The following is a 25,480-nucleotide window of genomic DNA, read 5'->3' as shown; positions in this document are numbered from 1 at the left end:
CGTCGCCGATTGTTGATGTCCGCCGCTGCCGCCGGCGTCGCGACCGCCCTGCCGTTTTCCGCCTCTACGGCGTGGGCCGATACCCTGGGCCAGGCCGACCCGACGATTTTTGTCGACCCGATGATCGGCACGGGCGGCCACGGCCACGTCTATCCCGGCGCCAGCGTCCCCTTCGGCATGATCCAGCTTTCGCCCGATACCGACAATGCGCGCTGGGACGCCTGCTCGGGCTACTATTACGACGATGCCACCCTGCTCGGCTTTTCGCATACCCATCTGTCGGGTACCGGCGCCAGCGATATGCTCGACCTGCTGGTCGTCCCCTTCGTCGGCGAGACAAAACTGGCGCCCGGCACCCTGGCCAATCCCGCAGGCAGCTACCGCACACGACTGAGCCACGACCACGAAACCGCCATGCCGGGCTATTACAGTCTGACCATGCCGGACAGCGGCATCCGCGCCGAACTGACGGCCAGCGCGCGCGCCGGCCTGCACCGCTACACCTTCCCGGCAGGACAGCCGGCGCGTCTGTTGCTCGACTGGAGCCACGGTTTCCGCAACAGTGCGACCACGCCGACCCATATCGCCTCGGCCTGGCTGCAGGATAGTAATAGCTTGACAGTCACAGGCGCTCGCACCGTCCAGCAGTGGGCGAACGGCCGTCACATGCATTTTATCATGCGCCTGTCGCAGCCCTTCACCTCCATCCAGTATTACGACAACGACCGGCCGGTCGACCGCCTCGCCGCGCTGACCGGTCGCCACCTGAAGGCCGTGCTCGACTTTGGCGTATTGACCGAACCCCTGCTGCTCAAGGTCGGATTGTCGGCCGTCGACAGCGTCGGCGCCCTGACCAATCTCGACGGCGATACGGGCCTCGATCCCACCCTGTTCGATTTCGAAGGAACACGAGCACGCGCCCGCGATGCCTGGGCCCAGGTCCTGGCGCCCATTCGCATCGAAACCGACAACGATGCCCACCGCCGCATCTTCCACACCGCCCTGTACCACGCCCATATGGCGCCAACCCTGTTCAGCGACCGCGACGGACGCTATCGCGGCATGGACGGCGCCGTCCATACGCTGACCCCCGGCCAGGAAAACTACAGCACCTACAGCCTGTGGGACACCTACCGTGCCTGGCATCCCCTGATGACCCTGATCGCGCCCGATCGCGCCGCCACCCTTGCGCGTAATCTGATCGAGATCGCCTGGCAGAGTCCCCAGGGGCCTGCCATCTGGCCGCTGCAAGGCGTGGAAACCTACTGCATGATCGGCTGGCATTCCGCCGTCGTCATCGCCGAAGCCCTGGCCAAAGGCCTTCCCGGCATCGACGCCGGCCGCGCCTGGGCCATCTACCGCGAGCTCGCCTTTGATCGCAACTCGGACGAGCTGATCCTGTACCGCACGCTCGGCTACATGCCGGCCGACAAGCAGAACCAGTCGGTCAGCAAGACGATCGAATACAGCTACGACGACTGGGCGATGGCACACATTGCCAGGGCCGCTGGCGCTCGCGACGACGCCCAGGCGTTGCTGCGCCGCTCCGGTAATTACCGCAATGTCTTCGACGTAAAGACCGGCTTCATGCGCCCGCGATGGAGCGACGGCCGTTGGGCGACACCGTTCGATCCGCGCGCCATGGGGCACAATTCGAAATATTGGTGGGACTTTACCGAAAGCAATGCCTGGCAGGCGACGTTCGGCAACCAACACGACCTGTATGGCGGCATTGCCCAGTTCGGCGGCGACGCGGCCTTCGAAGCGCGCCTCGACGCCCTGTTCACTGCGCCGAGCGACCTGCCGGACGACGCCCCGCCCGACATGGAAGGCATGATCGGCCAGTATGTCCACGGCAACGAGCCCAGCCACCATATCGCCTATCTCTATGCCTATGCCGGCGTGCCGTGGAAGACCCAGGCGCGCGTGCGCTCGATCTTGCTGGAACAGTATCGTGCTGCGCCCGACGGCATGTCGGGTAATGAGGACTGCGGCCAGATGAGCGCCTGGTATATTTTCAGCGCGCTAGGCTTCTATCCGGTCGATCCGGTCAGCGGCATCTATGTCTTCGGTTCGCCGCTTTTCCCGGCCGCCGAGATAAAGGTCGGCGGTGACAAGACCCTGCGTATCGTCGCCGACAATGCCGGCGACGACCGCCCCTATATCCAGAGCGTGACACGCGACGGCGCGCCCTACCCGTTCTCATGGATTTCACACGCCGACATCCTTCAAGGCGGCGAACTACGCTTCGTCATGGGCGACCAGCCCAATCCGCAGTTCGGCCGCGATCCGGTCCACCGTCCGCCGTCGTTCGAGATGGCGTAACGGAAGGGGTTTACGCCTTCTTGCGATGGAAAAAGGTAACCACGAAGACCAGCGCCACCAGACCGCTGATCCAGCCCGACACCTGGCCGAACATGGCGTCGTAACGGGTGTGGAAGCCGGCCATATCGAACTGGATCGCTGAAGCGACATAGGCCATCAGCTGTCCGGACCAGGCATTGATCTCGTCATATAGCGGCGAATGGCCACTGATCTCGACCCCGACAAGCTGGGCATAGGTCTTGAACGCTGTCATCGGCGCGAAGATCAGGAAGCAGATAAACGCCGCCATCAACACTATCCAGGTGACATTGACGATGGCCCCGATGCCGAACAGATATTTGCGGCTGATCCATACCGAATAAAGCAGGAACAACTCATTCACCAGCACCACGCCGATCTGGCTGGCCAGGGCGCCATCGATCCCCGACACGAAATCGTAGTGAAACACCTGGGTCGACCACAGCACATTGACGATCGATGAAAAGAAGGTGGTAACCCAGCTGATGGTATAGGCCTGCATGTTGCGGCCCATCAGCGAGAAGATAGATTTGTGGCTAACCATGCCCTGCCCCTTTTGCCCGTTTCGTTCCCTGTCTTAACCCTATCGCAAAACGGCGCCCAATGCAAAAACGGTCCCGCCGCGGCGGCCGCATACAATTGACAAACGCCCGGCCGCGTTCGAAAGTATCCTATGCAAACAGCTCTCGATCTTACCCCCTCCGACCTTGACGCCGACCAGCAGGAGTTGGTCGAAATCATCCGGACCTGGGGCTGGAACTTCACCAGCTTCCCGGCCGCTGATGGCTATCCCGCCTTTGCCTATACGACTGGCTTTTGGCTTAATCTTGGGTTTCCGGAAATGGTCGTTTTTTCCCTGCCGGAAAAGGTCGCCCAGAACGCCTTCTGGGATATCTGGAACATGATCAAGGCCGGCAATCGCCCTCCGGTCAATGAACCCGTGCCAGTGTTCGGCAACAATATGAACGGGTATCTCCTGCCGGTCGACAAGGCGGAATATCCTGTCCTCCTCGATCGCAATCTCTGGTTCTACGGCGGTGACGATTTCAAGTGCCTGCAATTGGTCTGGCCCGATGCCAACGGATTTTTCGCCTGGCAGAAGGGTTTTGACCAAACCATGGCCGACGCCCAGCCCAATCTGACGTCCGGCCCCGGTCCGGGCATCGTCTGACCTCAAAAATCTCATGGCCATCACCCTCCGCGCCGCGTCATCACCCGCCGACTATGACGCCTTTGCTGCCCTGTGCCGCGACTATGTCGGCTGGTGCCGCGAGCGTTATGCCCACGACACCTGGTTCGTGAGTGAAGTCTTCGGCTATCAGTCGCTGGACGACGAGTTGATGGACCTGTCGCGGAAATACGGACCGCCCGGTGGCAAGGCCATGCTGGCTTTCAGCGGAAATGACGTCGCCGGTGTCGGGGCCTATCGCAGGACCTCCGACACGGTCTGCGAAATGAAGCGGCTATATGTATCGCCCGCCTTCTCCGGCCAGGGCATCGGACGTCAATTGGCCAATGCACTGTTCGATGCAGCACGGGCGGATGGCTACAGCCTGATGCAGCTCGATACCGGTACCCTGATGAAGGAAGCCATCGCCATGTATGAAAGCCTGGGCTTTTACCGCATCGCGCCGTACAGCGTCTATCCGGAAAAACTTCTGCCCTATCTGGTGTTTATGGAAAAGCCGCTCGATGGCACCTAATCAGGATGTTGTTGAACTGACCACGCTCGGCGGATATGATGAGGCGGTCCATGAGGTGCGTATGACGATTAATTTTGAAATTCGCGGTCACTCGGAAGAGTTTGTGCAGGTGCTGCTCAACAGCGGCCGTTACAGCAGCGCGACCGATGTCGTAAGTACCGCGCTCCGCCTCATGGAGGAACGCGACCAATTGCTCGCCATTCACAAGGACGCTCTGGCGCAAAAGATCGAGGCCGGGTACCAGTCTTTGCAAGAAGGCCGGCATTGTGACGGAGAGGCGTTTTTTGCGACTCTCGAGTCCGAGCTTGATGAAATCGACCGCCAAGTCAAGTGAGCCGCTTCCGCCTGTCGCTGGAAGCCCAGCAAGATCTCAGAGACATACAGACCTATATGGTTGAAGCCGGCGGCACGCGCTTGGCTCGGTATATCCGTAACGAAATTATCGATGCTATCCGCTTTCTGGCGTCCAACCCGGGCGCTGGACATAGTCGCTCGGACCTTACGCCGGTCCCTGTAAAATTCTGGCCGGTATTCTCCTATCTGATCGTTTATGATCCGATTTTTAAACCTCTCGGCGTGGCCCGCATCTTTCACTCCGCACGCGACCTGGAAACGGTGTTCGAGGAAAACCCGCCCAAGGCCTGACGCGGGACGGTTTCGACATAATGCTTTGCGACACTTCTGATGCCTCGGACAAAGTCATCCTAGCATCAGGTCAGGCCAGGCCTTCCAGCCCTGCCCGATACCGTCGGCTTCCGGCAAGCTCCTGACCGTCCTCAAGTGTAATCCGCAGGTCTCCGGACGGCGTCGCCGTGAAACTACGCATATGGACCGGATTAAGCAGCCGTGAGCGGTGAATGCGCACAAAACCGTAGATCACCAGACGCTTCTCATACTCAGCCAATGTGCCCCGCAACAACAGGGGCTTGGCCGGCGCCACAAGATGCAGCTCGACATAGTTGCCGGCCGCCTCGGCATACAGCACCTCGGCCGGTGTCAGGAAAAGCGTCCGACCATCGGTTTTCACCTCCAGGCGCGCCGGAGGTGCTTCCATTGCGACCGGCTGGCGCAGCCGTTCATCGACCCACGCGATAGCGCTGATCAGGGCGACGGTGAGGACGTCTTTGCGCCCTTCGTAGATCAGTTGCAGCAACAGGTTGTCGTGTGAAAAGGCATAGCGGCCGCCCATCACGGCGTAGGTGGCGTGCCTGAGCCCTACCATGATCGCGTCGTGACCCAGGGTGTAGAACAGCCAGGCAAGGACCTGCCCCGCCAGGAACTGCGGCAGGGGCAACCGGCTCCAGTGGAAGCGCCGGTAAATCCAGTACACACCGGGCAGCAGCACGGCAAATCCGACAAGGCTGCTGACCTCCCAGCAGAAGGGTTCCCAGGCGTCGAAGTTGCGGTGGCCCGGCGGATGCTCGATCAGCGACGACGAAATATTGACGATATTGACGGCCGCAACAATGGCGACGCTGAACAGCCACAGGCGCATCGGGATAATCCCGCTTGTCCCGGAAAGCCTGCCGCTCGTCCCTGATGATCTGCCGTTCATCCCCGTTCGTCCCAAGACCACCGCCGCCCGTGGCAGCGCGCTTGGCCCAAATCTAGCCCCGTGTCACTCCAAAGGCCACAGATAAACGGAGACCCTGATGAACTCGACCACACGGCGTTACGATCTCGACTGGCTGCGGATCATAGCCTTCGCATTGTTAATTTTTTACCATATCGGCATGTTCTACGTGACTTGGGGCTGGCACGTCAAAAGCGACCACGCCGGCCATACCATCGAACCCCTGATGCGCCTGGTCAATCCGTGGCGGCTGGACCTGCTGTTCCTGATCTCCGGTGTTGCCACGCGCTTCATGGCAGACAAACTCGGCGCTCTGCGTCTGGCCGGTTCGCGTTTCAACCGCCTGTTCTGGCCACTTCTATTCGGCATGGCGGTCATCGTCGCCCCGCAGAGCTTCTTCCAGATCCGCGAGGAATTAGGCTATGACGGCAGCTATCTCGACTTTTACGTCAAGTATCTGACCCACTATAAAGGCTGGTGCACGCCTGACGGCTGCCTGGCTGTGCCGACATGGAATCACCTGTGGTACGTCGTCTATCTCCTCGCCTACAGCCTGATCTTCGCGGCCCTGTGGCCTCTGCTGAAGCGTATTCCTGTCGCATGGGCGAAAAACCTGCCGGCCTGGGTCTATGTCGCCATCCCGCTCGTCTTCTACTGGTTTGGCGACTATGTCCTCGACCCGCGCTTCCCCGAAACCCACGCTTTTGTCGGCGACTGGTACGTCCATTACGACTCGGCTGGATTCTTCATCATGGGCATTCTGATCGCCCGTTTCGACCGCTTTTTCGACATCGCCCGCAAGCTGCGCTTTGTCAGCCTGATCACAGGTGTCACCGCCTATGCAGCGCTCGAATATCTGCGCGTCAACTGGACCGGCGGCCACATCTCCGACGACCTGGCCGAAATGATCGGCAACGGCATCGAGGCCGCCCAGGCCGTTTTCCTGATGCTGGCCCTGCTGGGTTTTGCCCGCCAACACCTGGCTGGCGCCGACGGTCCCGTGCGCCGCACCCTGACCGAAGCGATCTTCCCCTTCTACATCGTCCACCAGACGATCATCGTCGTCGTCGCCTGGTATCTCAATCGCCTCCACTGGCCTGTGGCGATCGAAGCTGCCACATTGGTTGCGATCACCGTTGCCGGGTGCGGCCTGACCTACCTGATTGTCAGACGCGTCGCCATTCTGAGACCCTTCCTCGGCCTGCCGTTCCGTACAAAGCCAACGCCCTTACCGCTTGAAGCATAACAACAAACACCTTAGAAGTCGGGGCCACGCTAGATGAGGACAATACCGTGGCCCAATCGCCCCATCCGCTGGTCGTCAATGGCCGTCAGGCCTTCAAGGCCGGTGATCTGCCGGGTGCCATGAGCCTGGTTGAAATGCGCCTCAATGACATGGCCGGCGACACCCAGGCCCTGGAGCTGAAGGCGCTGATCCTGCAGTCCCGCGGCGATCTACAGGGCGCCGAGACCGCCGTCAGGGCCGCCATAGCGGCCGATCCCGAATGCCATTGGGCGCTCAACGACCTGACTGTGCTGTTGCGCCAGGCGGGTCAGCGCGCCGCTGCCGAAATGGCTGCGCGCGAAGCCCTGGTTGCCCTGCCCGACGACGCCCAGGCGCATCTGCAACTCGGCGTCATCCTGGCAGAAAAGGACGACCTGCCGGCCGCCGAATATCATAATCGCCGCGCCCTCGCCCTGGCCGGACCGCATCCCCAGACCCTGCTCAATCTCGGTCTGACCCTGTACAATCAGGGCAAGCTCGACGAGGCCCTGGCGGCACTGCTTGAAGTCCATCGTATGACGCCCGATGCCGCCATGGTGATGGGGCATATTTCGCGCGTCTTCGAGGCCAGACGCGATATGCCAGGCGCCTTGGCCTGGCTCGACCGCGCCGAAGCCGCCGGCCGCGCAACGGGCGAGGATTTTACGCTTCTGCGCGCCCTTTATCTCGGCAACAGCGACCACGCCCAGGAAGCGCTCGACCTGATCGAAGCCCAGGGCCAACTGGCGGGTCCAGCCCAACTCGACCGCGCCCGCCTGCTCGACAAACTGAAGCGCCACGATGAAGCCTGGCCGGCCCTGCTCGCCGCCAAGGCCCAACTGGCGCAGGATATGGGCGTGGTTTATGACGCGGCACGCGTCGATGACCAGTACACTGCCCTGAAGGCCTTTTTTACGGCTGATCGCATGACGCGCCTGCCCAAGGCGCGCGTGCGGCGCGATTGCCCCCAGCCCTTGTTCATACTGGGCTTTCCGCGCTCCGGCACGACCATGCTGGAACAGATGCTGGCCAGCCACCCACAGGTCGATGCCGGGGGCGAACTGCCTTTCGTTTACGAATGGCAAGCCCTGGTGCGCAATCTCCTGCCCGGCGACACGGCGTTTCCGGACAAGCTGGCCTTCGCCCAGGCCGCCGACTACCACCATATCCCCGGCGTCTTGCGCGACTACTATCTCGAACGGGCACAGACCTACGGCATCGGCGGTCAGGATCGCCGCCTGTTTACCGACAAGATGCCGCTCAACGACGTCTATCTGCCGCTGATCCAACTGGCCTTTCCGGGCGCGGCGGTTATCCGCATGGTCCGCCATCCTTTCGACATCGCCATGTCGGTCCTCAGCCACAACCTGACCCATGGCGAAAACTGCGGCTACGCCATCGAGACCGTCATGGCGCATATCAAGGCGACCTATGCCCTGAACAGCCACTATGACTCGGTGCTGGAGCAGCCGGTCATGGTGTTGAAATACGAGGATTTTGTTGCCGATCAGGACGGCCAGACCCGGCGTGTCCTGGGCCAGTGCGGGCTGGACTACGATCCGGCCTGCCTGCGCTTCCATGACAATCCGCGCCATGCACCGACTCCCTCCTATGCCCAGGTGTCGAAGCCGCTCAACGACCGTTCGATCGGCCGCTGGAAGGCCTATGCCAAACATTTCTGGCCATGGCGCGAAGCGATGGCGCCGGTCATCGAGGGACTTGGTTACAGTCTTTAGGATGTTACCAGCTCCAAACGAGCCATCGTTTGGCAAGGGCGACTGCCCGCCCGAGCTGATGCGAGGAGCCACGCGGCGTTTGAGCTCCAAATAGGAGAAAGCGTCGCCGGAAAAGCACGATCGTTCGGCTTCATAGGCCTGTCATCATTTCGCATTAGCGAAGGCCGTTGCGCCTGTGTTAGCGTTTTTACGGGCACGGCTTTCGGGGATCTTATGCCGGTTGATACGACAGCGCAGGCGCGGACAGCGCAAGAGGCGGCGTGGTGGAACGCGTGGCGCCAGCTCGACCTGTCGTGGGACGGTCTGGCCAGGCGCAGCGGCCATCAGGGCACTTTGCAGGACTATTGGCGCAACGAAGCCGGCCAACTGATCACGGAACCCGGCACGGGCCGGCGCTGGACGCGCTATCATTGTCCCTTCAATTTCGCCGACGGCACCCCCTCGCCCAAGGTACTATGGACCGCCAGCGAGTGGCGCGACCTGCACAACAGCCTGCGCACACGCCTGGCCATGGGAACGGCGGACAAGCCAAGCCTGCTGACCGGCGTGGTGCTGGACGGGCTCTGGGAGCCTGAGGTCGAAGTACCGGACGCCGAGGGTTTTCTCTATCTGCGGGCCAACTGGGCTTATTTCCGCGACGGGGTCGATTTCAGCCGCAACGGTATGGGCCTGGCCGATTTCCGCGCCGCCTGGTTCGGCAGCAAGGCCGTATTCGAAGGCGCCCGCGCCGTGTCTTCGGACTTCGACGGCGCGTTGTTCGCCGATCGGATGATCCAGGAAGCAGCATCGACACCAGGAAATGTTCGTACCGCGGCCCCCACCGCCATCGAGCCGGTGCGTGTCACTCCACATGTCGTTGAACCGCTCATCGAACCTGAAGCGCTGGCCAGACCTCGGGGTTGGCGTATCATCGCCGGGGTTGCGGTCCTGGCGGTTATTGCCGGCATTGCCTGGGCGGCCGCGCACGTTTAAAAGCATAACCGTCAGTATGCCGAGTCAAACGTATAGCGTTTGACCGCCATGCGCAGATTAACGCAGATTTTTCAGAGCCTTAATCTAATCGTGAAGCGCGTTGAGGAGCGATCGAAGTATCTCTCAAATAATCTGCGCTAATCTGCGAAATCTGCGGTTAACTAATCCTTCGGTCGGCCTACTGCGGCGTCAGACGCACATCTTTCAGCGCCCATTCCGGCGGCGGGGCTGACTGGGCGAACAGGAAGCACAGGTCATGGGCGCCGGATTGCGCGGCAATCTGCCCTGTCAAAACCGTAACGCCTGTGGATTTCGCTGCCGCATCGAGCGGCAACCGCGCCGCCACCGGACCATCGCAAGTGTCGATATGGACGACCAGTTCACCGGATGGCGTCTGCGGTATCTCGAACTTGATCGGATCGGGACGATTGCCGAGCTGAAAATTGAACGGGTAGTTGGCGACGCGCGCGGACATGGCCAGTCCTTTCGACGTATCGGCGGCGCGCCATATCCAGCACGGTTTCAAGATATCCATCAGCACGACGCCGCGGTCGCCGCCGTCATCCTCAAGCGCCAGGTTGAGCTTGCCCTGGCACATATCGAGTTGATAGCTGTCGCGGGTTTCCAGCGCCGCACGGGTGATGGGGACGCGACGAGCGCGACCCAGGGGCTGGCCGTCAAGCAGGGTCTGCACAGTCACGGTCGTGTCGCGACTCACGGTGATTGGTCCGCTATAGGGCTTCCCGTCGACATGGATGTCACCAATACCGAGGCCATTGGCCAGGCTGACTGAAATGCCGTCACCGCTGGCCGTCAGAGTGGCGTGCGGCTCGAACGGTACGGTATTGTAGCCGATACCCAGCGTATCGAGGCGTTTCAGGTCAGCGGGCAGACGGCGGACAAAATCGTCCCAGTCGTGGCTCGCAGCCGGGCTCCAGCCGATCTCTGCGACGGCCAGCAGACGCGGAAAGGCCATGGCCTCGACGCGGACATCGGTGCGGATGTGTTCGGTCCATAGATTCGCCTGCAAGCCCAGCACATGTTGCCGTTCGGCCGGCGTCATGGCGTCGAGCGCCGGGTTGAAGTCATAGACGGTCTTCAGTGTTGTCGGAACACCGCGGCCCGGTGGTTCATCCGAAAATACACTCTGGCGATGGTCGAAATACATCTGCGGCGACGGTGACAGGATGGTGTCGTGGCCCAGTTTCGCCGCCGTGACGGCGCCGTCGATGCCGCGCCAGCTCATCACGGTGGCATCGGGGGCGATGCCGCCCTCCAGTATCTCATCCCAGCCGATCAGGCGGCGACCACGCGCGGCCAGATGCCGGCCCACGCGAGCAATAAACCACGCCTGAAGCTCGTGTTCGTCCTTCAGGCCAAGCGACTTGATCCTTGCCTGGACCGTCGGGGAGGCTTGCCATTGCGGCTTGATCGCCTCGTCGCCGCCGACATGGATATAGGGGCTGGGGAACAGGTCCATGACCTCGTCATAGACGGTGTCGAGAAAGGCAAAGGTCGCATCCTCTGGGCTGAGCAGGTTGGGATAGACGCCCCAGTCCGACATGCGCTCTTGTGGCGCGACGCCTTGGGTACCCAGGGACGGATAGGCCTTGATGATCGCCGTGGCATGACCCGGTATGTCGATTTCGGGCACGATGGTGATATTGCGCGCCGCCGCATAAGCAATGATGTCGCGCAGCTGATCCTGGGTGTAGAAACCGCCATAGCGGATAGGCCGGCCGTGCTTGTCGACGCCCGCCGCGCCGGCCTCCTGCCGCCACGCCGAGACCTGGGTCAGTCTGGGATAGGCCTTGATTTCCAGCCGCCAGCCCTGGTCGTCGGTCAGGTGCCATTGCAGGATGTTGAGCTTCTGCGTCGCCATGGCGTCGATCAGCTTCTTGACCTCGGCCGGCGGCTGGAAATGGCGGGCTGAGTCGAGCATCAGGCCGCGCCATTTGAAACGCGGCGTGTCGAAGATGGCAACCGCCGACATGCGGGTTGCGCCCTTGCCGGCTTCCTGGGTGGCCAATTGCCACGCCGTGACTGCGCCGTAGAACAGCCCCTTTGGTGCGGCGGCGGCGATGGTCACACCTTCGGCGGCAACGGTCAGGTGATAGGATTCAGCGTCTTCGGCCACGAAGGTCTGGATGCGGGTAAAGACGATGGCGGGTGTGTTTTCAGGCGCCGCTCCGCTGACGATGGTCAGGGTCAGGCCGCGTGACTGCCGGATCTTGTCGCGCAGGTAGACGGCGGCGTTGCGAGCAGCGAGATCCCCGGCCGGAATATAGATGCGGGTCTGCGCGGTCAGGGTGAAATGGCCCTCGCCCTCGGTGATCTGCGAAGGCAGCGGCGTCAGCAAGGGTGTTGCGGCCCCGACCGGCAGGGCAAACCCCAGGCACAGGATCATACTCAGGAGTAAGCTTTTCAGAGTCATGTTTCCCGCCCGTTGTTTTGCGCCAGCATAGGCACCTTAAAAAAAGAAGAGCAAGCCCGGGTGCGACGCCGGACTTGCTCTGGGTATCTGTTCCGCCGCCAGGAGGATAAGGCAGCGCTGAGAAACGTCAGGTTTTTTACACGTCCCGCCCATGTCCGCAAAAGCGGCCTACACACGCATCACAAGACAGGACAACCCAACTCGCCGCCTGGGAAAACAAACGGCGGAACAGACGTAACGGACCGAACGCGGGTAGAGAAGGTTCGGCCCGTCTGGTCTCAAATCAGTACTTCAGGCGAGCGCCGAAATAGAAGGACTGACCGTTATCGTAATAGGCGCGCGGGATGCTCGGATTGCCGACGAAGTAGTACAGCTTTTCGTGCAACAGGTTTTGCGCATCGACCGTCAGTTCGACGTGTTCGGACAGGTTGTAGCTGAACGAACCGTCGAGCGTGCCGAAGTCGTCCTGCCACATGGCGGTGCCGCGGTCGGTGCCCGACTTGAACTTCGAGCGGTAGTTATAGGCCAGTCGCGCGCTGACCTTGTCGTTTTCAAAGTAGCCCGTCAGGTTCATCGTGTTCTTCGAACTGCCGTCGACCGATTGACCGAGGCGGTCCTTGGTGTCGACATAGGTGTAGTTGAAGATGAAGCCCAGGCCGTAGGCCAGAGGCTGCTGGACGCTGAACTCGTAACCCAGGCCCTTGGCCTTGCCGCCGTTGGCGGGTCCGGTCATGGTGAACAGGTGACCCTGCGGCGTCTGGATGGTGGTGAAGAACTGCTGGAAGCTCTCCTGGGTGATGTAGTTGGAGATATCCAGGTCGAACACGCCGAACGACACCAAAGATTCCGGACCGTAGTAGTATTCGGCGCCCAGATTGTACTGCCAGGCGCGGTACGGATCGAGGTTCGGGTTACCACCGGCGTTGCCGGTGAAGTTCGAGTCGACCAGGGTGAACGAACCGGCCAGTTGCGCGTAACCCGGACGAGTCATGACCTTGGCGGCGCCGGCGCGCAGCAGCAGGTTGTCCGCGATCGTATAGGTCAGGTTGGCGCTGGGCAGGTAGTCGGTATATTCCTTGTCGGTGACGATGGCGCCGTAGGAACCGAAGATGTTGTTCACCGTCTTGTTCGGCGCGTTCGGCGACCATTGCGTCGACGTGGTCTGGGTCTTGACGGCACGCAGGCCGACGTCACCACGCCAGTTGTCGCCGCCGAGCTTGGCCATGGCGTAGATGGCCGAGGACTTTTCCTTCACGCCGAAGCTGGCCGGCGCGTAGAAAGCAAAGGTACGGCCGCCATTGTGCGTATCGAGATACTTGTAGACCGCAGCCGCGTCACTGAACGAGTAGTGCGGAAGCGCGCCGACATCAGCGCCGAAGTCGTCCGGAGTCACGCTGCCGGTAAACACAGTGCCCAGGCCGACATTATTCGTGCCGCTGTTGGCGCCGTTGCCACCCCAGCCATAGGCCAGGTAGTTCAGGTCACGCGTGTGGTCTGTAAAGCGGGCGCCGAACAGGACCGTCTTGAAGAAGCTCTTGTTGATGTCGTAGGCAAAGTCGATCTTGGCGTAAGCTTCCTTGTCGGGCGACGAGATGGTGCCACCCCATGACCAGCTGAACTTGTTGTTCAGATAGGTCGCGGCCGTCGGATCGGCCGGCAGGCCGGGATAGCTGACCGTGCTGATCTTGCCGTCGTTGGCGAAGGTCGCGCCGACATTATCCCAGTAGGTTTCCCAGGCGGCGGTATCGTCGGTGACGCCTTCACCCGAAGTGAAGCCGACCTGGCCCTTCATGCTCAGGTTCTCGCTGATCTCGTAGGAGAAGTCGAGGTTCAGGTCGTAGGAGTTGGAATGGGCCTTGCGGAAGATGTCGTCCTGGACCAGCGAACCGCCGGTGGCTGCTGCGTCCGCAGCCGTCCATGAGGCGGAGGTGACATAGTCGCCGCTGGTGGTATAGGCGGTCGGCGTGCGCGACGCCAGGTGCGAACCCCACAGCATGAAGTTATGGTTTTCGTTGTCAGCCTGCAGGTAGGTGTAGAGACCCGAGAAGTCCAGTTCGAGCTTGTCGGACTTCCATTGCATCACAAAGTTGGCGCCCTTGCGGGTGCGTTCCTGGGTGAAATAGGCCGCGCCGATCAGCGACGGCACGTTGAGCGTCTTGCCCGAGCCGGCAAAATTGGCCTGGGGCGAATAGCCGAGGATTTCCTGGCCGTCGCGGCGGAAGCTGCGCTTTTCATAGAAGGCGCCGAGCAGGATGCCGAAATCGTGGTTTTCGTTCTTCCACGAATACATGCCCGAGATATTCGGCTGCCACTTGTCGGCCAGCGTAGCATACATGCCCTGGGCCGAGGCCGAGAAGCTGCCGGACTTCAGGTCCAGCGGCTTGCGGACGTGGACGTCAACAGTGCCACCGATGCCGCCTTCGGGCAGGTCGGCCGACGATGCCTTGATGACTTCAATGGTGCCGACCACTTCCGACGGCAGCATGGTATAGTTGAACGAACGGCCGCCACTGGTCTGGTCGAGGACGAACCAGTCGCCGGTTGCCATGTTATGGCCGTCCATCAGGGTTAGGTTCAGCGTCGGGTCAGTACCACGGATCGAGATGTGCTCGTTTTCACCGAAACCGCCGGCATTGGCCGAACCGGTGACGACGTTAACGCCTGTGGCGCGCGACAACGAGTCGGCGACGTTCTTGTCCGGAAACTTGCCGATGTCCTCGGCGGTGATGATTTCCGACACGCGGTCGGATTTGCGCTTCTGGCGCAGGGCGCTCTGCAGCGACTTGCGGATACCGGTAACGACGACGGTGGTCGAATCATCCGGTGCAGCGGCGCCATCCTGAGCGTAGGCCTGGGCCGCGAAACCCGCCGACAGGACGAGTGCCAGGGAGGCCACGCCGGTCATCAGGATCTTACGTTGGAACTTCATAGTGTTGTATTTCCCTATTTTATTTGTTTGCCGCCTGCGGCATAGGCGAGCCCCGAAACCATTATGCTGCCGCGCATAAGCTGTGGTCAGGTGCGGATGAGATACCACTAGGATACCATAACATACCAACCGCATACCTTTTGCGGAACCAACGGTAACTTTGGTTTTAAAAATCTGTCAATAAAATTTTACATTGGGCTTGTTTTGGGCTGATTTCGCGGCCCAATGTGGCAATTTTATCGCGCCCAGGAAGGACAAATTTGCGACAAATGCCTTGCTGCGCAAAGGTTTTGCGTCAAAGCGCATATTTTCATCGCTGAAGATTGCAATTTGCGTGGAAGTCAGCCATACCATTTAGACAAATTGGTATTATCAGGGACGAAACAACGATGCCTGCCGATCAATCGACCACTCAAAAGACACCTTGGGGCGCGGTTCTGCTCTTCTGCCTGCTGTTCTTCATCTTCGGCTTTGTGACGTGGCTGAACGGACCGCTGATCACCTTCGTCAAGCTGGCCTTTTCGCTCAGCGACGTTGAGGCCTTCCTGGTTCCGTCGGTCTTCTATCTGTCCTACTTCTTCCTGTCGTTGCCGGCCGCCTTCATGCTGCGCAAGACGGGCATGAAGCGCGGCATGGCACTGGGTCTGCTGATCATGGGGGTGGGCGCCGCCTGCTTCGGTCAGTTCGCCACCATGCGCATCTTCCCGGGCGCTCTGACCGGACTGTTCATCATCGGCGCCGGTCTGTCGGTGCTTCAGACGGCCGCCAATCCTTATATTTCAGTTCTGGGTCCAATCGAATCGGGTGCCCAGCGCATCGCCGTCATGGGCCTGTTCAATAAGGGCGCCGGCTTCCTGGCCCCTATCCTGGTCGGGGCTTTCATCCTGCACGGCATCGGTGAACTGGACGCCCAGGTCAAGGCCGCGACCGATCCGGTCGCCCGCGACGCCATTCTCGATGCCTTTGCCGGCCGCATCCACACGCCCTACATGGCCGTGGCCGCCTTCCTGATCCTGATGGCGATCGGGACCTGGTTCTCGCCCCTGCCCGCCCTCGGCGACGACTCCAATCCAGATTCGGGTCAGGGCAGCAATTTGGCCTATGTGCAGATGTTCTTCGGCTTTCTCGCCATCTTCTTCTATGTCGGGGTCGAGGTCATGGCCGGCGATGCCATCACCACCTACGCCAACGGCTTCGGCCTGCCGCTTGAACAGACCAAATACTTCACCTCGGGCACGCTGATCGCCATGATCGCTGGCTATGTCGCCGGCCTGGTCGCCATCCCGCGCTTTATCAGCCAGGAAAAGTACCTGCGCTTCTCGGCGGTGCTCGGCATCCTGCTGACCATCGGCGCCTTCTTTACCAAAGGTTATGTCAGCGTCGCCTTCGTCGCCGCGCTGGGCTTCGCCAACGCAATGATGTGGCCGGCTATCTTCCCGCTCGGCATTCGCGGCCTGGGCAAGCTGACCGAATTCGGCGGCGCCCTGCTGGTCATGGGCATTGCCGGCGGTGCCGTCGTGCCTCAGCTGTTCGCGCACCTGAAGGCGCAGTTCGATTTCCAGCTCGTCTTCGCGTGCCTGATGATCCCTTGCTACGCCTATATCCTGTTCTTCGCCCTGTTTGCCGGCGGCAAGAGCAAGACTGCGGCCCAAGCCGCCATCGCCGATATCTGAGCCGCCGTCACGCAAGCTTGAGCCCACCATGTCCTTCTTTTCGCGTATGATTTCGTTCATGAACCAGAGCTCTCCCCCGTACCAGATCTTTGCGGGCGTCGACGGCGGCGGTACCAAGTGCCGCGTCCGGCTGCGCGATGCGAACGGCGCCCTGATCGGGGAGGCCGAGGGCGGATCGGGCAATATCCGGCTCGGCCTCGACCTGGTATGGAGTCATATCCTGCAGGCTTTGGATACAGCCCTGGCCCAGTCCGGCCGCAACCGGTCGGCCTATGGCAAGATATCCCTGGGCCTCGGTCTTGCCGGGATTTCCGACTATGGCGACGCGGCGCGCACCATCGCCGCCGGGCCGAAATTCGCCCGCTGCGAAGCCTCGTCCGACGCCCATGCCGCGGCACTGGGCGCCTTTTCCGGCCGCGATGGCGCCATCCTGATTTCCGGCACCGGTTCGGCGGCCTATGCCTGGGTCGGCGGCCGCGGCATCCAGATCGGCGGTTGGGGCTTCGAACTGGGCGATGACGGATCGGCAGCCGATCTCGGCCGCGACGCCCTGCGCGCCACGCTTGACGCCGTCGATGGCCTGTCCCCGCCCAGTTCCCTTACCCAGGCCCTGCTGGCCCGGTTCGACACACCGGCCGAGATCGTCCATTTCGTTACCAGCGCCAAGCCTAAGGACTACGGCGAACTGGCACCGCTGATCATGCAGCACGCCGGACAGGGCGACCCCGTCGCGGTCGCCCTGGTCGAGAAACAGGCTCACGATATGGGCCGCTATATTGCCCGCTTACATGAAGTCGGCGCGCACAGGATCGCCCTGGTCGGCGGCATGGCGCCCGTCTTCAAGCCCTGGCTCAACCCGGTGGCGCAGGCCCTGCTGGCCGAACCCGAACACGACGCGCTGGAAGGCGCACTTTTGATGGCTCAGGGCCAGCCCAGCGGCCTTAAGCCGGCGCAGGTGCATGCATGAGTCAGACGTCATTTCTCCTCGAAGCCCCTCTTCTCCTGGAAGTCTGCGTCGACACGGCCGCCGGCGTGCGCGCCGCGATCGACGGCGGCGCCGATCGGATAGAACTGTGCGACGCCTTGAGCGTAGGCGGCCTGACGCCATCGGCCGGCCTGATGCGGCTCGCCCACCAGCTGGGCGCGACGACGCGGGCCATGATCCGGCCCCGTGCCGGTGACTTTATCTATAGCGCCGACGAAATCGCGGTCATGCTGCACGACATGGAGTTGGTGGCCGATACGGGGCTGGAAGGCGTCATCCTGGGCGCCAGCCTGGCTTCGGGCGAGTTGGATGTGGCCGCACTGGAATTGCTGGCTGGACACGCCAAAAGCCTCGAGCTCAAGCTGGCCCTGCATCGCGCCTTCGACCTGGCGCCCGATCCGGCCGCAGCGCTGGACACCGCCATCAGTCTCGGCTTCGACACGGTCCTGACGTCGGGCGGCGCACGGCCCGCCCCTCTGGGCATTGCCGGACTGACGGCCCTGGTCGAACAAGCCGCGGGCAATATCGAAATTATCGCCGGCAGCGGTGTTACCACCGCCAATCTCGGGGATATACTCGCCTCCGGCGTCCGCGCCGTCCACGCTTCCTGCAGCGCCGTTGTACCGGTGCGCAGCCCGCGCGCCGCCGAACTGGGCTATGTCTCGCCCGATCTTCGCGACACCAATGCCGCCATAGTGGCGCAGATGCGCGCCGCCCTCGACAGCTACAGCCAAACCGAAAGCCCAATATCAGAAGGAATGGCCCATGTCGTTTGCTGAAACCATCGGCCATCTGAGCAAGGACGATCCGGCGCCGCTGTACCTTCAGCTGCAGCGGGCCCTGCGCGAGGCCATCCAGCGCCGCCAGTTGCATCAGGACGACGCCATCCCGCCGGAACGCGATCTGGCCGAGGATTTCGACGTCTCGCGCATCACCGTGCGCAAGGCGATCGAGGGCCTGGTCTCAGAGGGCCTGCTGACACGTCGCCGCGGCGCCGGCACATTTGTCGCCAGCCGTGTGGAAAAGAGTTTTTCCAAGCTGTCGTCCTTTTCCGAAGACATGATTTCGCGCGGCCGCAAGCCGCATTCGGAATGGGTCAGCAAGTCGGCCGGGGCGGTCACGCCGGAGGAATCGCTGTCGCTCGGCCTGTCGCCGGGGGCTCTGGTCTACCGCTTCCACCGCGTCCGCTATGCTGACGGAACCACCATGGCGCTCGAATATTCGACCATACCCGGCTACTGCCTGACCTCGGCGGAATCGGTCGGGTCGTCGCTGTACGAGGCGCTCGAAAAGACCGGCCACCGCCCGGTGCGCGCCCTGCAACGCCTGCGCGCCGTGGCCTTTTCACCCGACCACGCCGAACGTCTGGGCGTCAAGCCCGGTGATCCGGGCCTGTTCATCGAACGCCGCGGCTTCCTGCAGGATGGACGCGCCGCCGAATTCACCCAATCCTATTATCGTGGCGACGCCTATGACGTGGTCGCCGAATTGAACGATATAAGCTGATTTCAAGAGACACTGTAATGACCTCCTCTACTTTGACTTCCTCTGGCCTAGCTTCCCCCGCGCCCCCGACTGAAATCGACGTCACGACCACCCTGATGTTTGCGGAAGCGTCCGAGGGTGGCGCTGCCGTAGCGCGTTTCCTCAGTCACAACCGTGCCGCCCTGGCGCGTCTCGGCGCGCGGCTGAAGGCCGATCCGCCGCGTTCCGTCGTCACCGTGGCGCGCGGATCGTCCGACCACGCCGCCACCTTCGGCAAATACCTGATCGAAACCCTGACCGGCGTGCCGACCTCGACCGCCGCCATGTCGGTATCGTCCATCTATGCGGCGCCCGTGGTCGCCGAAAATTCGCTGTGCATCGCCATTTCGCAGTCCGGGCGGTCACCCGACCTGCTGGCCAGCGTCGAGGCCCACCGCAAGGCCGGCGCCTATATTGTCGCCCTGGTCAATGACGAGGCCTCACCGCTTGCCGCCCTGGCGGACGAACTGCTGCCGTTGAAGGCCGGTCCGGAAAAGTCGGTGGCGGCGACCAAGTCCTATATCGTGTCGCTCGCCGGCCTGGCCGCCATCGTCGCCGCCTGGTCGGGCGACCGCGCCCTATCCGACGGTCTCGATCGCCTGCCGCAACAGCTCGACCATGCCTTCGCGCTCGATTGGTCGGCCGCCCTGCCGCCGCTGACCGCGGCGCGCAACCTGTTCGTCATCGGTCGCGGCTATGGCTTTGCCGTCGCCCAGGAAGCGGCGCTGAAGCTCAAGGAAACCTGCGCTCTGCACGCCGAAGCCTTCTCTTCGGCCGAGGTGCGCCACGGCCCCATGGCCATCGTCAATGACGGCTTCCCCATCCTGGCCTTCGCCACCTCGGATACGGCCGGTGACGGCGTGCGCGACGTATCGGCGGAATTCGCCGAGCGCGGTGCGTCCGTCCTGCTGGCCAGTTCCGCCGCTCCGTTACCGGGCACGATCGCCCTGCCCGCGCTCGATACGGTTTCGGCCCTGGAGCCGATCCTGCAGATCGCCAGCTTCTACCGCCTGGCCAACAGCCTGTCCCTGGCGCGCGGTCTCAATCCCGACAGTCCTCCCCACCTCAACAAGGTCACCAGAACCGTATGACGTCGCTCAGCTTTACCAATGCGCAGATCGTCACACCCGGCGGCATTGTCTCGGGCAATCTGACCTGCGAAGGCGAGACCATCGTATCATTGGGCGGGCCGGCGGCTGCGCGGGCGATCGACGTCGCCGGCGGCTATCTGTTGCCCGGCTTCATCGACACCCAGGTCAATGGCGGCGGCGGTGTGCTGTTTAACGACCAGACCACGGTCGACGGCATCGACGCCATCGGCCGGGCGCACCGGACCTTTGGCACGACGGGCTTTTTACCGACCCTGATCAGCGACGAACTGGATGTGATCGACGCCGCCATGCGCGCCACCGAAGCCGCCCTGGCCGCCGGTGTACCGGGTGTGCTGGGCATCCACATCGAGGGGCCGTTCATTTCGAAAGAGCGCAAGGGCATCCATAACCCCGAGATGTTCCGCACCCTCGACGCGCAGTCCAAGACCTTGCTCAAAAGTCTGAAGGTGGGCAAGACCCTGGTCACCCTGGCGCCGGAAAACTGCACGCCTGAGGATATCCATGAACTGGCCTCTGCCGGGGTGATCATCGCCGCCGGCCATACCAATGCGACCTATGAGACGACGGTCGCGGCGCTGAAGGCCGGCATCACCGGTTTTACCCACCTGTTCAACGCGATGTCGCCGCTGACGCATCGCGCCCCGGGCGTGGTCGGCGCCGCGCTGGAAGACCCGGACAGTTTCTGCGGCCTGATCGCCGATGGCCGCCATGTCGACTGGACCGTGCTGCGCATCGCGCTGCGGGCCAAGGCGGTCGACCGTTTCATGCTGGTGACCGACGCCATGCCGACGGTCGGCTCGTCAACCAAGACCTTTGTCCTCAATGGCCAGCAGATACACGTCGAGGACGGCGTCTGCATCGGACCGGACGGAACGCTGGCCGGATCGGATCTGGACATGGCCACCGCCGTGCGCAACACCGTGCAGAAGATCGGCGTGTCGCTCAGCGATGCGTCGGTTATGGCGGCAGGCGCGCCGGCGGCCTTCCTGGGGCTGCAATCGGCCCGCGGGGCACTGGTCGCCGGTCGGCGGGCCGATATCGTCTGGCTCGACCAGGACCTGCAGGTGAAGGGCACATTTATCGGCGCGCAACAGGACGAGGCCCTGGCGGCGGAGTAGGCTGAGCCTCACGCCTTTCCCGCAAGGTACCCGCCTATCTGTCAGTGTATGGATTTGACTGGTGCAACTTTGAACTTCGTTACCTTAACCGGCTCGCCGTCTACGATGAATTTTAGAATGGAATACGGCTCCGTCGGAAAGAGCGACTCCGTCATCACTGTCGCACCGTCATCCGCGAACAGTTCCACGGAATCACGATCCATGAAGACCCGCATCTTCACGGTGTCGGCCTGCGAAATTCTGGGCGCCGTATGAATGGCGTTGGCGAACTTGTCGGAAAAGTCCGTTACGCCGGACTTGCGGCGGTCGCTGAAGTAGCCGTCCTCGCCGTCATAGCCAATCCGGTAGACGTCGCCCAAGGTGTTTGAGAACTCCAAATAGGCCTTCGTACCCTGGGCCGGAAGGGTGAATTCTAATCTGGTCTCGGACTGGGTCACGGAGCTGGCCGGCGCGACGGCCTGCAGACTGTCCGAGACCGTTTGTGCTGGGGTCAGGTGGCTGGCGCCTATGATAGGCTTGAGTTCGGCAACCGGTTGCGACCGCAGCGAATAGCCTGCAGGTTCGACATGCAAGGTCAGTTCCCGTGGCAAGGTCATGGCGCTGCGCCAAACGGTCGTGGGAACAGACTGACCGTAGTCCCAATTGTTCATCCAGCCGATCGACAGAACGCGGCCGTCGCTTTTCGGAACGTCGGACCAAGTCACGCCGGCATAGTTGTCGCTGCCCCAATCGATCCAGTGCGCTCCGCGGGCCTGCAACTGGTCGCTGAACTTCGGGTCCATCGTGAATGCCTTACCATCGAAGTCACCGACAAAATACTGGGTTGCCGACCCGCCGTTGGGTCCACCGGGATTCAGGCTTTGGAGCAGCACCCATTTAACCTGGCCCGTTTCGGCAACCTTTACGGGGAACAGGTCCGGGCATTCCCAGACTCCGCCGTGAGCGCCAAGGCCGGCCCCGAAAGCGCTGAGATATGTCCAGTTTTTGAGATCGGGGGAGCCATAGAACTCGGTATGGTCGCCCGCGGCCAAAGTCATGATCCACGACTTCGTCGCCGCATGCCAACGCACCTTCGGATCGCGGAAATCCGCCTTGCCGGCCGGCGCCTTCAGAACCGGATTACCCGCGTATTTCGTCCAGGTCTCGCCACCGTCCGTACTATAGGCCAAGGCCTGATTCTGATGCTCGTTCAGCCCGGACTGTTTGTAGTTGTCGTTATTGTAGGTGAAGATAGCCACCAGAGGCGGCTTCTTCCTTGTCCCGAATCCGCTGCTATTGTTCCAATCGACAACGGCACTGCCGCTGAAAATAAGCCCCTGCGAGTCTGGAGCCAGGGCCATGGGCTTGTTGGTCCAATGCACCATGTCCCTGCTGACGGCGTGGCCCCAGTGCATCGGCCCCCACGTATTGCCGTCGGGATAGTGCTGATAGAACAGGTGGTAGGTGCCCTTGTAATAAACCAACCCGTTCGGATCGTTCATCCAGGCCTTGGGTGGCGTATAATGGTAGGCCGGCCGATATGGCTCGGTATAGGATTCCGCCGCCGAAGGCTCAGCCGTTACCGCCTTGGCCACCGTGGACATGGGTTCCGCCGTTAAAGTCACAACCAACCCGGCCAGGAGTGGGCCTGTCAAATTCCTGGTCTTCATCGCAGTATCCTCGCCTGTTATTGTGTTTCCAAAGCCGCCGGCGCATGCCCCGGTGTCAATCTCGCAGCCAGCCCGATCGCGCCGAGCACACCGGCCCGATCTTTGAGTGCGGCAGCCTGAATATAATCCTGGACGTCCTGCGGCCTGCGCAACTTGTGCAAATAGCCGCCGAGAAGCCGCGAGAATTCCAACCGGCTGCGGTCAATCACTTCACGCTTCAGGCCGACTCCGCCGCCGATCAGTATGCGTTGTGGAGCGGCGATCACGGCCATATTGTAGTAAAGTTGGGCGAGATAGTCGCCGATCAAATGCCATACGTCGTGGTCATCCGGCAGATCTTCTCCGCGCCGCCCTGTGCGCAGTTCGATGGTCGGACCACTGGCCAGCCCCTCGAGACAGTCGCCGTGAAAGGGGCACGAACCTGGAAACGGATCGCGGCCGGGATCACGGCGTACCAGCATGTGGCCGGCCTCGGGATGGAGCAGGCCATGCACCGGCTTGCCATTGACAAACAGACCCGCGCCGATACCCGTGCCGACGGTTACATAGGCGAAGGTGTCGAGACCGCGGCCGGCGCCCCAGTTCGCTTCCGCCACCGCGGCGCCATTGACGTCGGTATCCAGGGCGACGGGCAAACTCGGGAATCGACTCCGGAGCGCGCGCACGATGTTGAAGCCGCGCCAGCCGGGCTTCGGCGTATCGCAGATCGTCCCGAAGTCCTCGAGCGCGGGGTTCACCTGGACTGGACCGAAAGACGCAATGCCGATCGCGCAAATCCCGGGATAAGCCGCCTGAAAATCCAGAACCTGGCGCGCAATGGCCGCGAACGTCAGGTCCGGCGTCCCCGTCGGGATCCGTACCAACTGCGTCAGGTCTTCCGGGCAGGTCCCGACCGCCATGATGACCTTGGTTCCGCCGATTTCAATGCCGATATACATGTCGTCACTCGTGATTTGCACAAACGCCAGCCGACGGTCGGTTCAGTGACCGATCGATTGTTCCATGTCCTCCAGGGTCACGCCCTTCGTTTCCGGGAAGAATTTCAAGACGACGACGAACTGGAGCACCATGGCGACGGCGAAGAAGACGAACGGCAACCCCTTGGAATACGCAGCCGCCAGCGGAAACGCCGCCGCGATTATCGCGTCCATGAACCAGTGAACCGATGCGCCCAGCCCCTGGCCGCGCGAACGGACCTCGGTCGGGAAGATTTCCGATATATAGACCCAGATGACAGCGCCCTGCGAAAACGCAAAGGACGCGATGAAGAGGATCAGCATCCAAAGCAGGTAGGCCTGATGGGTGGCGGTGAGTTGGATGTAGGCCGTCCCGGCGAGCGAGAGCACCAGGCCAACCGAACCGATAAGCAGCAGGGTCTTGCGGCCAACGCGGTCGATGATGGTGAGCGCCAGCAGGGTAAAGGTGAGATTGGTTGCACCGATGATGACCGACTGCAGGTCGGCTGAAACCTTGGCGAACCCGGCTGCGGCGAAGATGTCGTTCAGATAATAGAGGATGGCATTGATGCCGGAAAGCTGGTTGAAGCCTGCAATGGCGATCGCCAGCAGCATGGGCCGGGCGTAGGCCTTCCAGGTCAGGCGCGCCTTGGCGCCCTTGTGACTATTGTGATTGACCCAGTATTTATTCAGTTCGGCCTCGGGGTCGATGACTCCGATCCGGGCCAGCACGCTGCGGGCCTCGTCCAGCTTGCCCTTGACGGTCAGCCAGCGCGGGCTGTTCGGGATGGTATAGAGAAGCAGCCACAGGACGAGCGAAGGCAGGACGGTGACGCCGAATTTCCATCGCCATTCCTCTTCGCCGAGATTGAGCGTTCCGATCAGGTAGTTGCTGAGATAGGCCACCAGGATTCCGAACACGATGTTCAGCTGGAACATGCCGACCAGGGCGCCGCGGTTCTTTGCCGGCGCAATTTCGGCAAGGTAGGTCGGAGCCAGGACGGATGAGGCGCCGATGGCAAGTCCGCCCAGGATGCGCGATACGATCAGAATGGGAAGCGTTGGCGCGAAGAAGCTGCCGATGCCCGAAACGACGTACATCACGGCGATGGCGCGAAGACAGTTGCGGGCTCCGAAGATATCGCCCGGCTTACCTGCGAACAGCGCGCCGGCGAGCGTTCCCCAAAGCGCGCTGGATACCGTCAGGCCGAGCGCCGCGGGATCGAGATGGAACGCCTGGGTCAGGCCTTGTGTCGTTCCCGCGATGACCGCCGTATCGAAGCCGAAAAGCAGACCCGCCAGGCCGCCCACAAAAATCCCGCGAACCAGAGTAGAGTTCATTCCGGTGGTCTCCTGCCTTGAAGATGTTTTTATGTTTCTAAAAAAAGGGCGAGCACAACGGGGGAAGTCGTGCTCGCCAGACAAGGGAGAAACATACACGGGTCCTGGCCGGTCAGGCCCTTGCCGACCGGCTCTTAAGGCCGGCAACGAAACTGCCGTCCTCCTTTT

The 25,480-nt window shown here is 61.9% G+C and carries 21 protein-coding genes; 14 read left to right on the top strand and 7 right to left on the bottom strand.

What is annotated here, in order from left to right:
• The first annotated feature begins 15 nt into the window (after positions 1-15).
• Positions 16-2,325 carry a GH92 family glycosyl hydrolase gene (locus tag AC1DXO_RS18230; protein ID WP_476979604.1) on the top strand — a complete coding sequence of 770 codons (2,310 nt, stop codon included), beginning with the start codon at positions 16-18 and terminating at the stop codon, positions 2,323-2,325.
• Between the two features lie 10 nt (positions 2,326-2,335).
• Here AC1DXO_RS18230 and AC1DXO_RS18225 read toward each other — a convergent pair whose 3' ends face one another.
• The gene (locus AC1DXO_RS18225; RefSeq protein WP_476979603.1) at positions 2,336-2,887 is read right to left on the bottom strand and encodes a hypothetical protein; all 552 of its coding nucleotides are present in this window, start codon (positions 2,885-2,887) and stop codon (positions 2,336-2,338) included.
• Between the two features lie 129 nt (positions 2,888-3,016).
• Between AC1DXO_RS18225 and AC1DXO_RS18220 the strand changes: the two genes are divergently transcribed.
• The 4 genes from AC1DXO_RS18220 to AC1DXO_RS18205 are packed head-to-tail and all read left to right on the top strand — an operon-like array spanning position 3,017 to position 4,691.
• Positions 3,017-3,514 carry a DUF4262 domain-containing protein gene (locus AC1DXO_RS18220; RefSeq protein ID WP_476979602.1) on the top strand — a complete coding sequence of 166 codons (498 nt, stop codon included), beginning with the start codon at positions 3,017-3,019 and terminating at the stop codon, positions 3,512-3,514.
• A gap of 13 nt (positions 3,515-3,527) precedes the next feature.
• Complete coding sequence (locus AC1DXO_RS18215) at positions 3,528-4,046, top strand: GNAT family N-acetyltransferase (RefSeq protein ID WP_476979601.1); 519 nt, start codon at positions 3,528-3,530, stop codon at positions 4,044-4,046.
• Positions 4,036-4,380 (top strand): ribbon-helix-helix domain-containing protein, encoded by a 345-nt coding sequence (locus tag AC1DXO_RS18210; protein ID WP_476979600.1) that lies wholly within the window; start codon positions 4,036-4,038, stop codon positions 4,378-4,380. The genes AC1DXO_RS18215 and AC1DXO_RS18210 overlap by 11 nt, the downstream gene beginning before the upstream one ends.
• The gene (locus AC1DXO_RS18205; RefSeq protein WP_476979599.1) at positions 4,377-4,691 is read left to right on the top strand and encodes a type II toxin-antitoxin system RelE/ParE family toxin; all 315 of its coding nucleotides are present in this window, start codon (positions 4,377-4,379) and stop codon (positions 4,689-4,691) included. Before AC1DXO_RS18210 ends, AC1DXO_RS18205 begins: the two co-directional genes overlap by 4 nt.
• 70 nt (positions 4,692-4,761) lie before the next feature.
• Here the strand turns inward: AC1DXO_RS18205 and AC1DXO_RS18200 are convergent, their stop codons facing one another.
• Positions 4,762-5,541 (bottom strand): LytR/AlgR family response regulator transcription factor, encoded by a 780-nt coding sequence (locus AC1DXO_RS18200; RefSeq protein WP_476979598.1) that lies wholly within the window; start codon positions 5,539-5,541, stop codon positions 4,762-4,764.
• A 157-nt stretch (positions 5,542-5,698) separates the two neighbouring features.
• Here AC1DXO_RS18200 and AC1DXO_RS18195 point away from each other — a divergent pair, with 157 nt between their 5' ends.
• The 3 genes from AC1DXO_RS18195 to AC1DXO_RS18185 all read left to right on the top strand — a co-directional run bounded on the left by AC1DXO_RS18195 (position 5,699) and on the right by AC1DXO_RS18185 (position 9,591).
• Positions 5,699-6,865: an acyltransferase family protein gene (locus tag AC1DXO_RS18195; protein ID WP_476979597.1), complete on the top strand. Its 1,167-nt coding sequence runs from the start codon at positions 5,699-5,701 to the stop codon at positions 6,863-6,865.
• 47 nt (positions 6,866-6,912) lie between these two features.
• Entirely contained in the window at positions 6,913-8,619 is a 1,707-nt protein-coding gene (locus tag AC1DXO_RS18190; RefSeq protein WP_476979596.1) for a sulfotransferase family protein, read from the top strand.
• 213 nt (positions 8,620-8,832) lie between these two features.
• The gene (locus tag AC1DXO_RS18185; RefSeq protein WP_476979595.1) at positions 8,833-9,591 is read left to right on the top strand and encodes a hypothetical protein; all 759 of its coding nucleotides are present in this window, start codon (positions 8,833-8,835) and stop codon (positions 9,589-9,591) included.
• A 178-nt stretch (positions 9,592-9,769) separates the two neighbouring features.
• Here the strand turns inward: AC1DXO_RS18185 and AC1DXO_RS18180 are convergent, their stop codons facing one another.
• Together AC1DXO_RS18180 and AC1DXO_RS18175 are read right to left on the bottom strand one after the other, a co-directional pair.
• On the bottom strand, positions 9,770-12,025 hold the full coding sequence (locus AC1DXO_RS18180; protein ID WP_476979594.1) for a family 20 glycosylhydrolase: 2,256 nt from the start codon (positions 12,023-12,025) through the stop codon (positions 9,770-9,772).
• A 283-nt stretch (positions 12,026-12,308) separates the two neighbouring features.
• Positions 12,309-14,954: a TonB-dependent receptor gene (locus AC1DXO_RS18175; RefSeq protein WP_476979593.1), complete on the bottom strand. Its 2,646-nt coding sequence runs from the start codon at positions 14,952-14,954 to the stop codon at positions 12,309-12,311.
• A gap of 389 nt (positions 14,955-15,343) precedes the next feature.
• Between AC1DXO_RS18175 and AC1DXO_RS18170 the strand changes: the two genes are divergently transcribed.
• From AC1DXO_RS18170 to nagA, 6 genes are read left to right on the top strand one after another with little or no spacing between them, the layout of a single operon-like run.
• Positions 15,344-16,627 (top strand): sugar MFS transporter, encoded by a 1,284-nt coding sequence (locus AC1DXO_RS18170; RefSeq protein WP_476979592.1) that lies wholly within the window; start codon positions 15,344-15,346, stop codon positions 16,625-16,627.
• Between the two features lie 28 nt (positions 16,628-16,655).
• Complete coding sequence (locus AC1DXO_RS18165; protein WP_476979591.1) at positions 16,656-17,594, top strand: glucosamine kinase nucleotide-binding domain-containing protein; 939 nt, start codon at positions 16,656-16,658, stop codon at positions 17,592-17,594.
• Entirely contained in the window at positions 17,591-18,391 is an 801-nt protein-coding gene (locus AC1DXO_RS18160; protein ID WP_476979590.1) for a copper homeostasis protein CutC, read from the top strand. Before AC1DXO_RS18165 ends, AC1DXO_RS18160 begins: the two co-directional genes overlap by 4 nt.
• Positions 18,378-19,118: a GntR family transcriptional regulator gene (locus AC1DXO_RS18155; RefSeq protein WP_476979589.1), complete on the top strand. Its 741-nt coding sequence runs from the start codon at positions 18,378-18,380 to the stop codon at positions 19,116-19,118. Before AC1DXO_RS18160 ends, AC1DXO_RS18155 begins: the two co-directional genes overlap by 14 nt.
• A gap of 17 nt (positions 19,119-19,135) precedes the next feature.
• Entirely contained in the window at positions 19,136-20,227 is a 1,092-nt protein-coding gene (locus AC1DXO_RS18150; protein WP_476979588.1) for an SIS domain-containing protein, read from the top strand.
• Positions 20,224-21,366 carry an N-acetylglucosamine-6-phosphate deacetylase gene (gene nagA, locus AC1DXO_RS18145; protein ID WP_476979587.1) on the top strand — a complete coding sequence of 381 codons (1,143 nt, stop codon included), beginning with the start codon at positions 20,224-20,226 and terminating at the stop codon, positions 21,364-21,366. Before AC1DXO_RS18150 ends, nagA begins: the two co-directional genes overlap by 4 nt.
• Positions 21,367-21,407: 41 nt before the next feature.
• Here nagA and AC1DXO_RS18140 read toward each other — a convergent pair whose 3' ends face one another.
• The 3 genes from AC1DXO_RS18140 to AC1DXO_RS18130 all read right to left on the bottom strand — a co-directional run bounded on the left by AC1DXO_RS18140 (position 21,408) and on the right by AC1DXO_RS18130 (position 25,312).
• Positions 21,408-22,949: a glycoside hydrolase family 32 protein gene (locus AC1DXO_RS18140; protein WP_476979586.1), complete on the bottom strand. Its 1,542-nt coding sequence runs from the start codon at positions 22,947-22,949 to the stop codon at positions 21,408-21,410.
• Between the two features lie 83 nt (positions 22,950-23,032).
• A complete protein-coding gene (locus AC1DXO_RS18135) occupies positions 23,033-23,953 on the bottom strand; it encodes an ROK family protein (protein ID WP_476979585.1) in 921 nt (306 codons plus the stop codon).
• Positions 23,954-23,995: 42 nt separating this feature from the next.
• Positions 23,996-25,312, bottom strand: coding sequence for a sugar porter family MFS transporter (locus tag AC1DXO_RS18130; RefSeq protein ID WP_476979584.1), 1,317 nt, complete (start codon positions 25,310-25,312; stop codon positions 23,996-23,998).
• Positions 25,313-25,480 lie beyond the last annotated feature (168 nt).

Source organism: Asticcacaulis sp. P2_C5 (genome assembly GCF_056404555.1).
This window is presented reverse-complemented; position numbering and strand designations above follow the sequence as displayed.

Excerpts from the sequence above, each read along its gene's own strand:
- AC1DXO_RS18230 (WP_476979604.1), top strand. The coding sequence starts at position 16 with ATGTCCGCCGCTGCCGCCGGCGTCGCGACCGCCCTGCCGTTTTCCGCC.
- AC1DXO_RS18225 (WP_476979603.1), bottom strand. The coding sequence starts at position 2,887 with ATGGTTAGCCACAAATCTATCTTCTCGCTGATGGGCCGCAACATGCAG.
- AC1DXO_RS18220 (WP_476979602.1), top strand. The coding sequence starts at position 3,017 with ATGCAAACAGCTCTCGATCTTACCCCCTCCGACCTTGACGCCGACCAG.
- AC1DXO_RS18215 (WP_476979601.1), top strand. The coding sequence starts at position 3,528 with ATGGCCATCACCCTCCGCGCCGCGTCATCACCCGCCGACTATGACGCC.
- AC1DXO_RS18210 (WP_476979600.1), top strand. The coding sequence starts at position 4,036 with ATGGCACCTAATCAGGATGTTGTTGAACTGACCACGCTCGGCGGATAT.
- AC1DXO_RS18200 (WP_476979598.1), bottom strand. The coding sequence starts at position 5,541 with ATGCGCCTGTGGCTGTTCAGCGTCGCCATTGTTGCGGCCGTCAATATC.
- AC1DXO_RS18195 (WP_476979597.1), top strand. The coding sequence starts at position 5,699 with ATGAACTCGACCACACGGCGTTACGATCTCGACTGGCTGCGGATCATA.
- AC1DXO_RS18185 (WP_476979595.1), top strand. The coding sequence starts at position 8,833 with ATGCCGGTTGATACGACAGCGCAGGCGCGGACAGCGCAAGAGGCGGCG.
- AC1DXO_RS18180 (WP_476979594.1), bottom strand. The coding sequence starts at position 12,025 with ATGACTCTGAAAAGCTTACTCCTGAGTATGATCCTGTGCCTGGGGTTT.
- AC1DXO_RS18175 (WP_476979593.1), bottom strand. The coding sequence starts at position 14,954 with ATGAAGTTCCAACGTAAGATCCTGATGACCGGCGTGGCCTCCCTGGCA.
- AC1DXO_RS18170 (WP_476979592.1), top strand. The coding sequence starts at position 15,344 with ATGCCTGCCGATCAATCGACCACTCAAAAGACACCTTGGGGCGCGGTT.
- AC1DXO_RS18165 (WP_476979591.1), top strand. The coding sequence starts at position 16,656 with ATGTCCTTCTTTTCGCGTATGATTTCGTTCATGAACCAGAGCTCTCCC.
- AC1DXO_RS18160 (WP_476979590.1), top strand. The coding sequence starts at position 17,591 with ATGAGTCAGACGTCATTTCTCCTCGAAGCCCCTCTTCTCCTGGAAGTC.
- AC1DXO_RS18155 (WP_476979589.1), top strand. The coding sequence starts at position 18,378 with ATGTCGTTTGCTGAAACCATCGGCCATCTGAGCAAGGACGATCCGGCG.
- AC1DXO_RS18150 (WP_476979588.1), top strand. The coding sequence starts at position 19,136 with ATGACCTCCTCTACTTTGACTTCCTCTGGCCTAGCTTCCCCCGCGCCC.
- nagA (WP_476979587.1), top strand. The coding sequence starts at position 20,224 with ATGACGTCGCTCAGCTTTACCAATGCGCAGATCGTCACACCCGGCGGC.
- AC1DXO_RS18140 (WP_476979586.1), bottom strand. The coding sequence starts at position 22,949 with ATGTCCACGGTGGCCAAGGCGGTAACGGCTGAGCCTTCGGCGGCGGAA.
- AC1DXO_RS18135 (WP_476979585.1), bottom strand. The coding sequence starts at position 23,953 with ATGTATATCGGCATTGAAATCGGCGGAACCAAGGTCATCATGGCGGTC.
- AC1DXO_RS18130 (WP_476979584.1), bottom strand. The coding sequence starts at position 25,312 with ATGAACTCTACTCTGGTTCGCGGGATTTTTGTGGGCGGCCTGGCGGGT.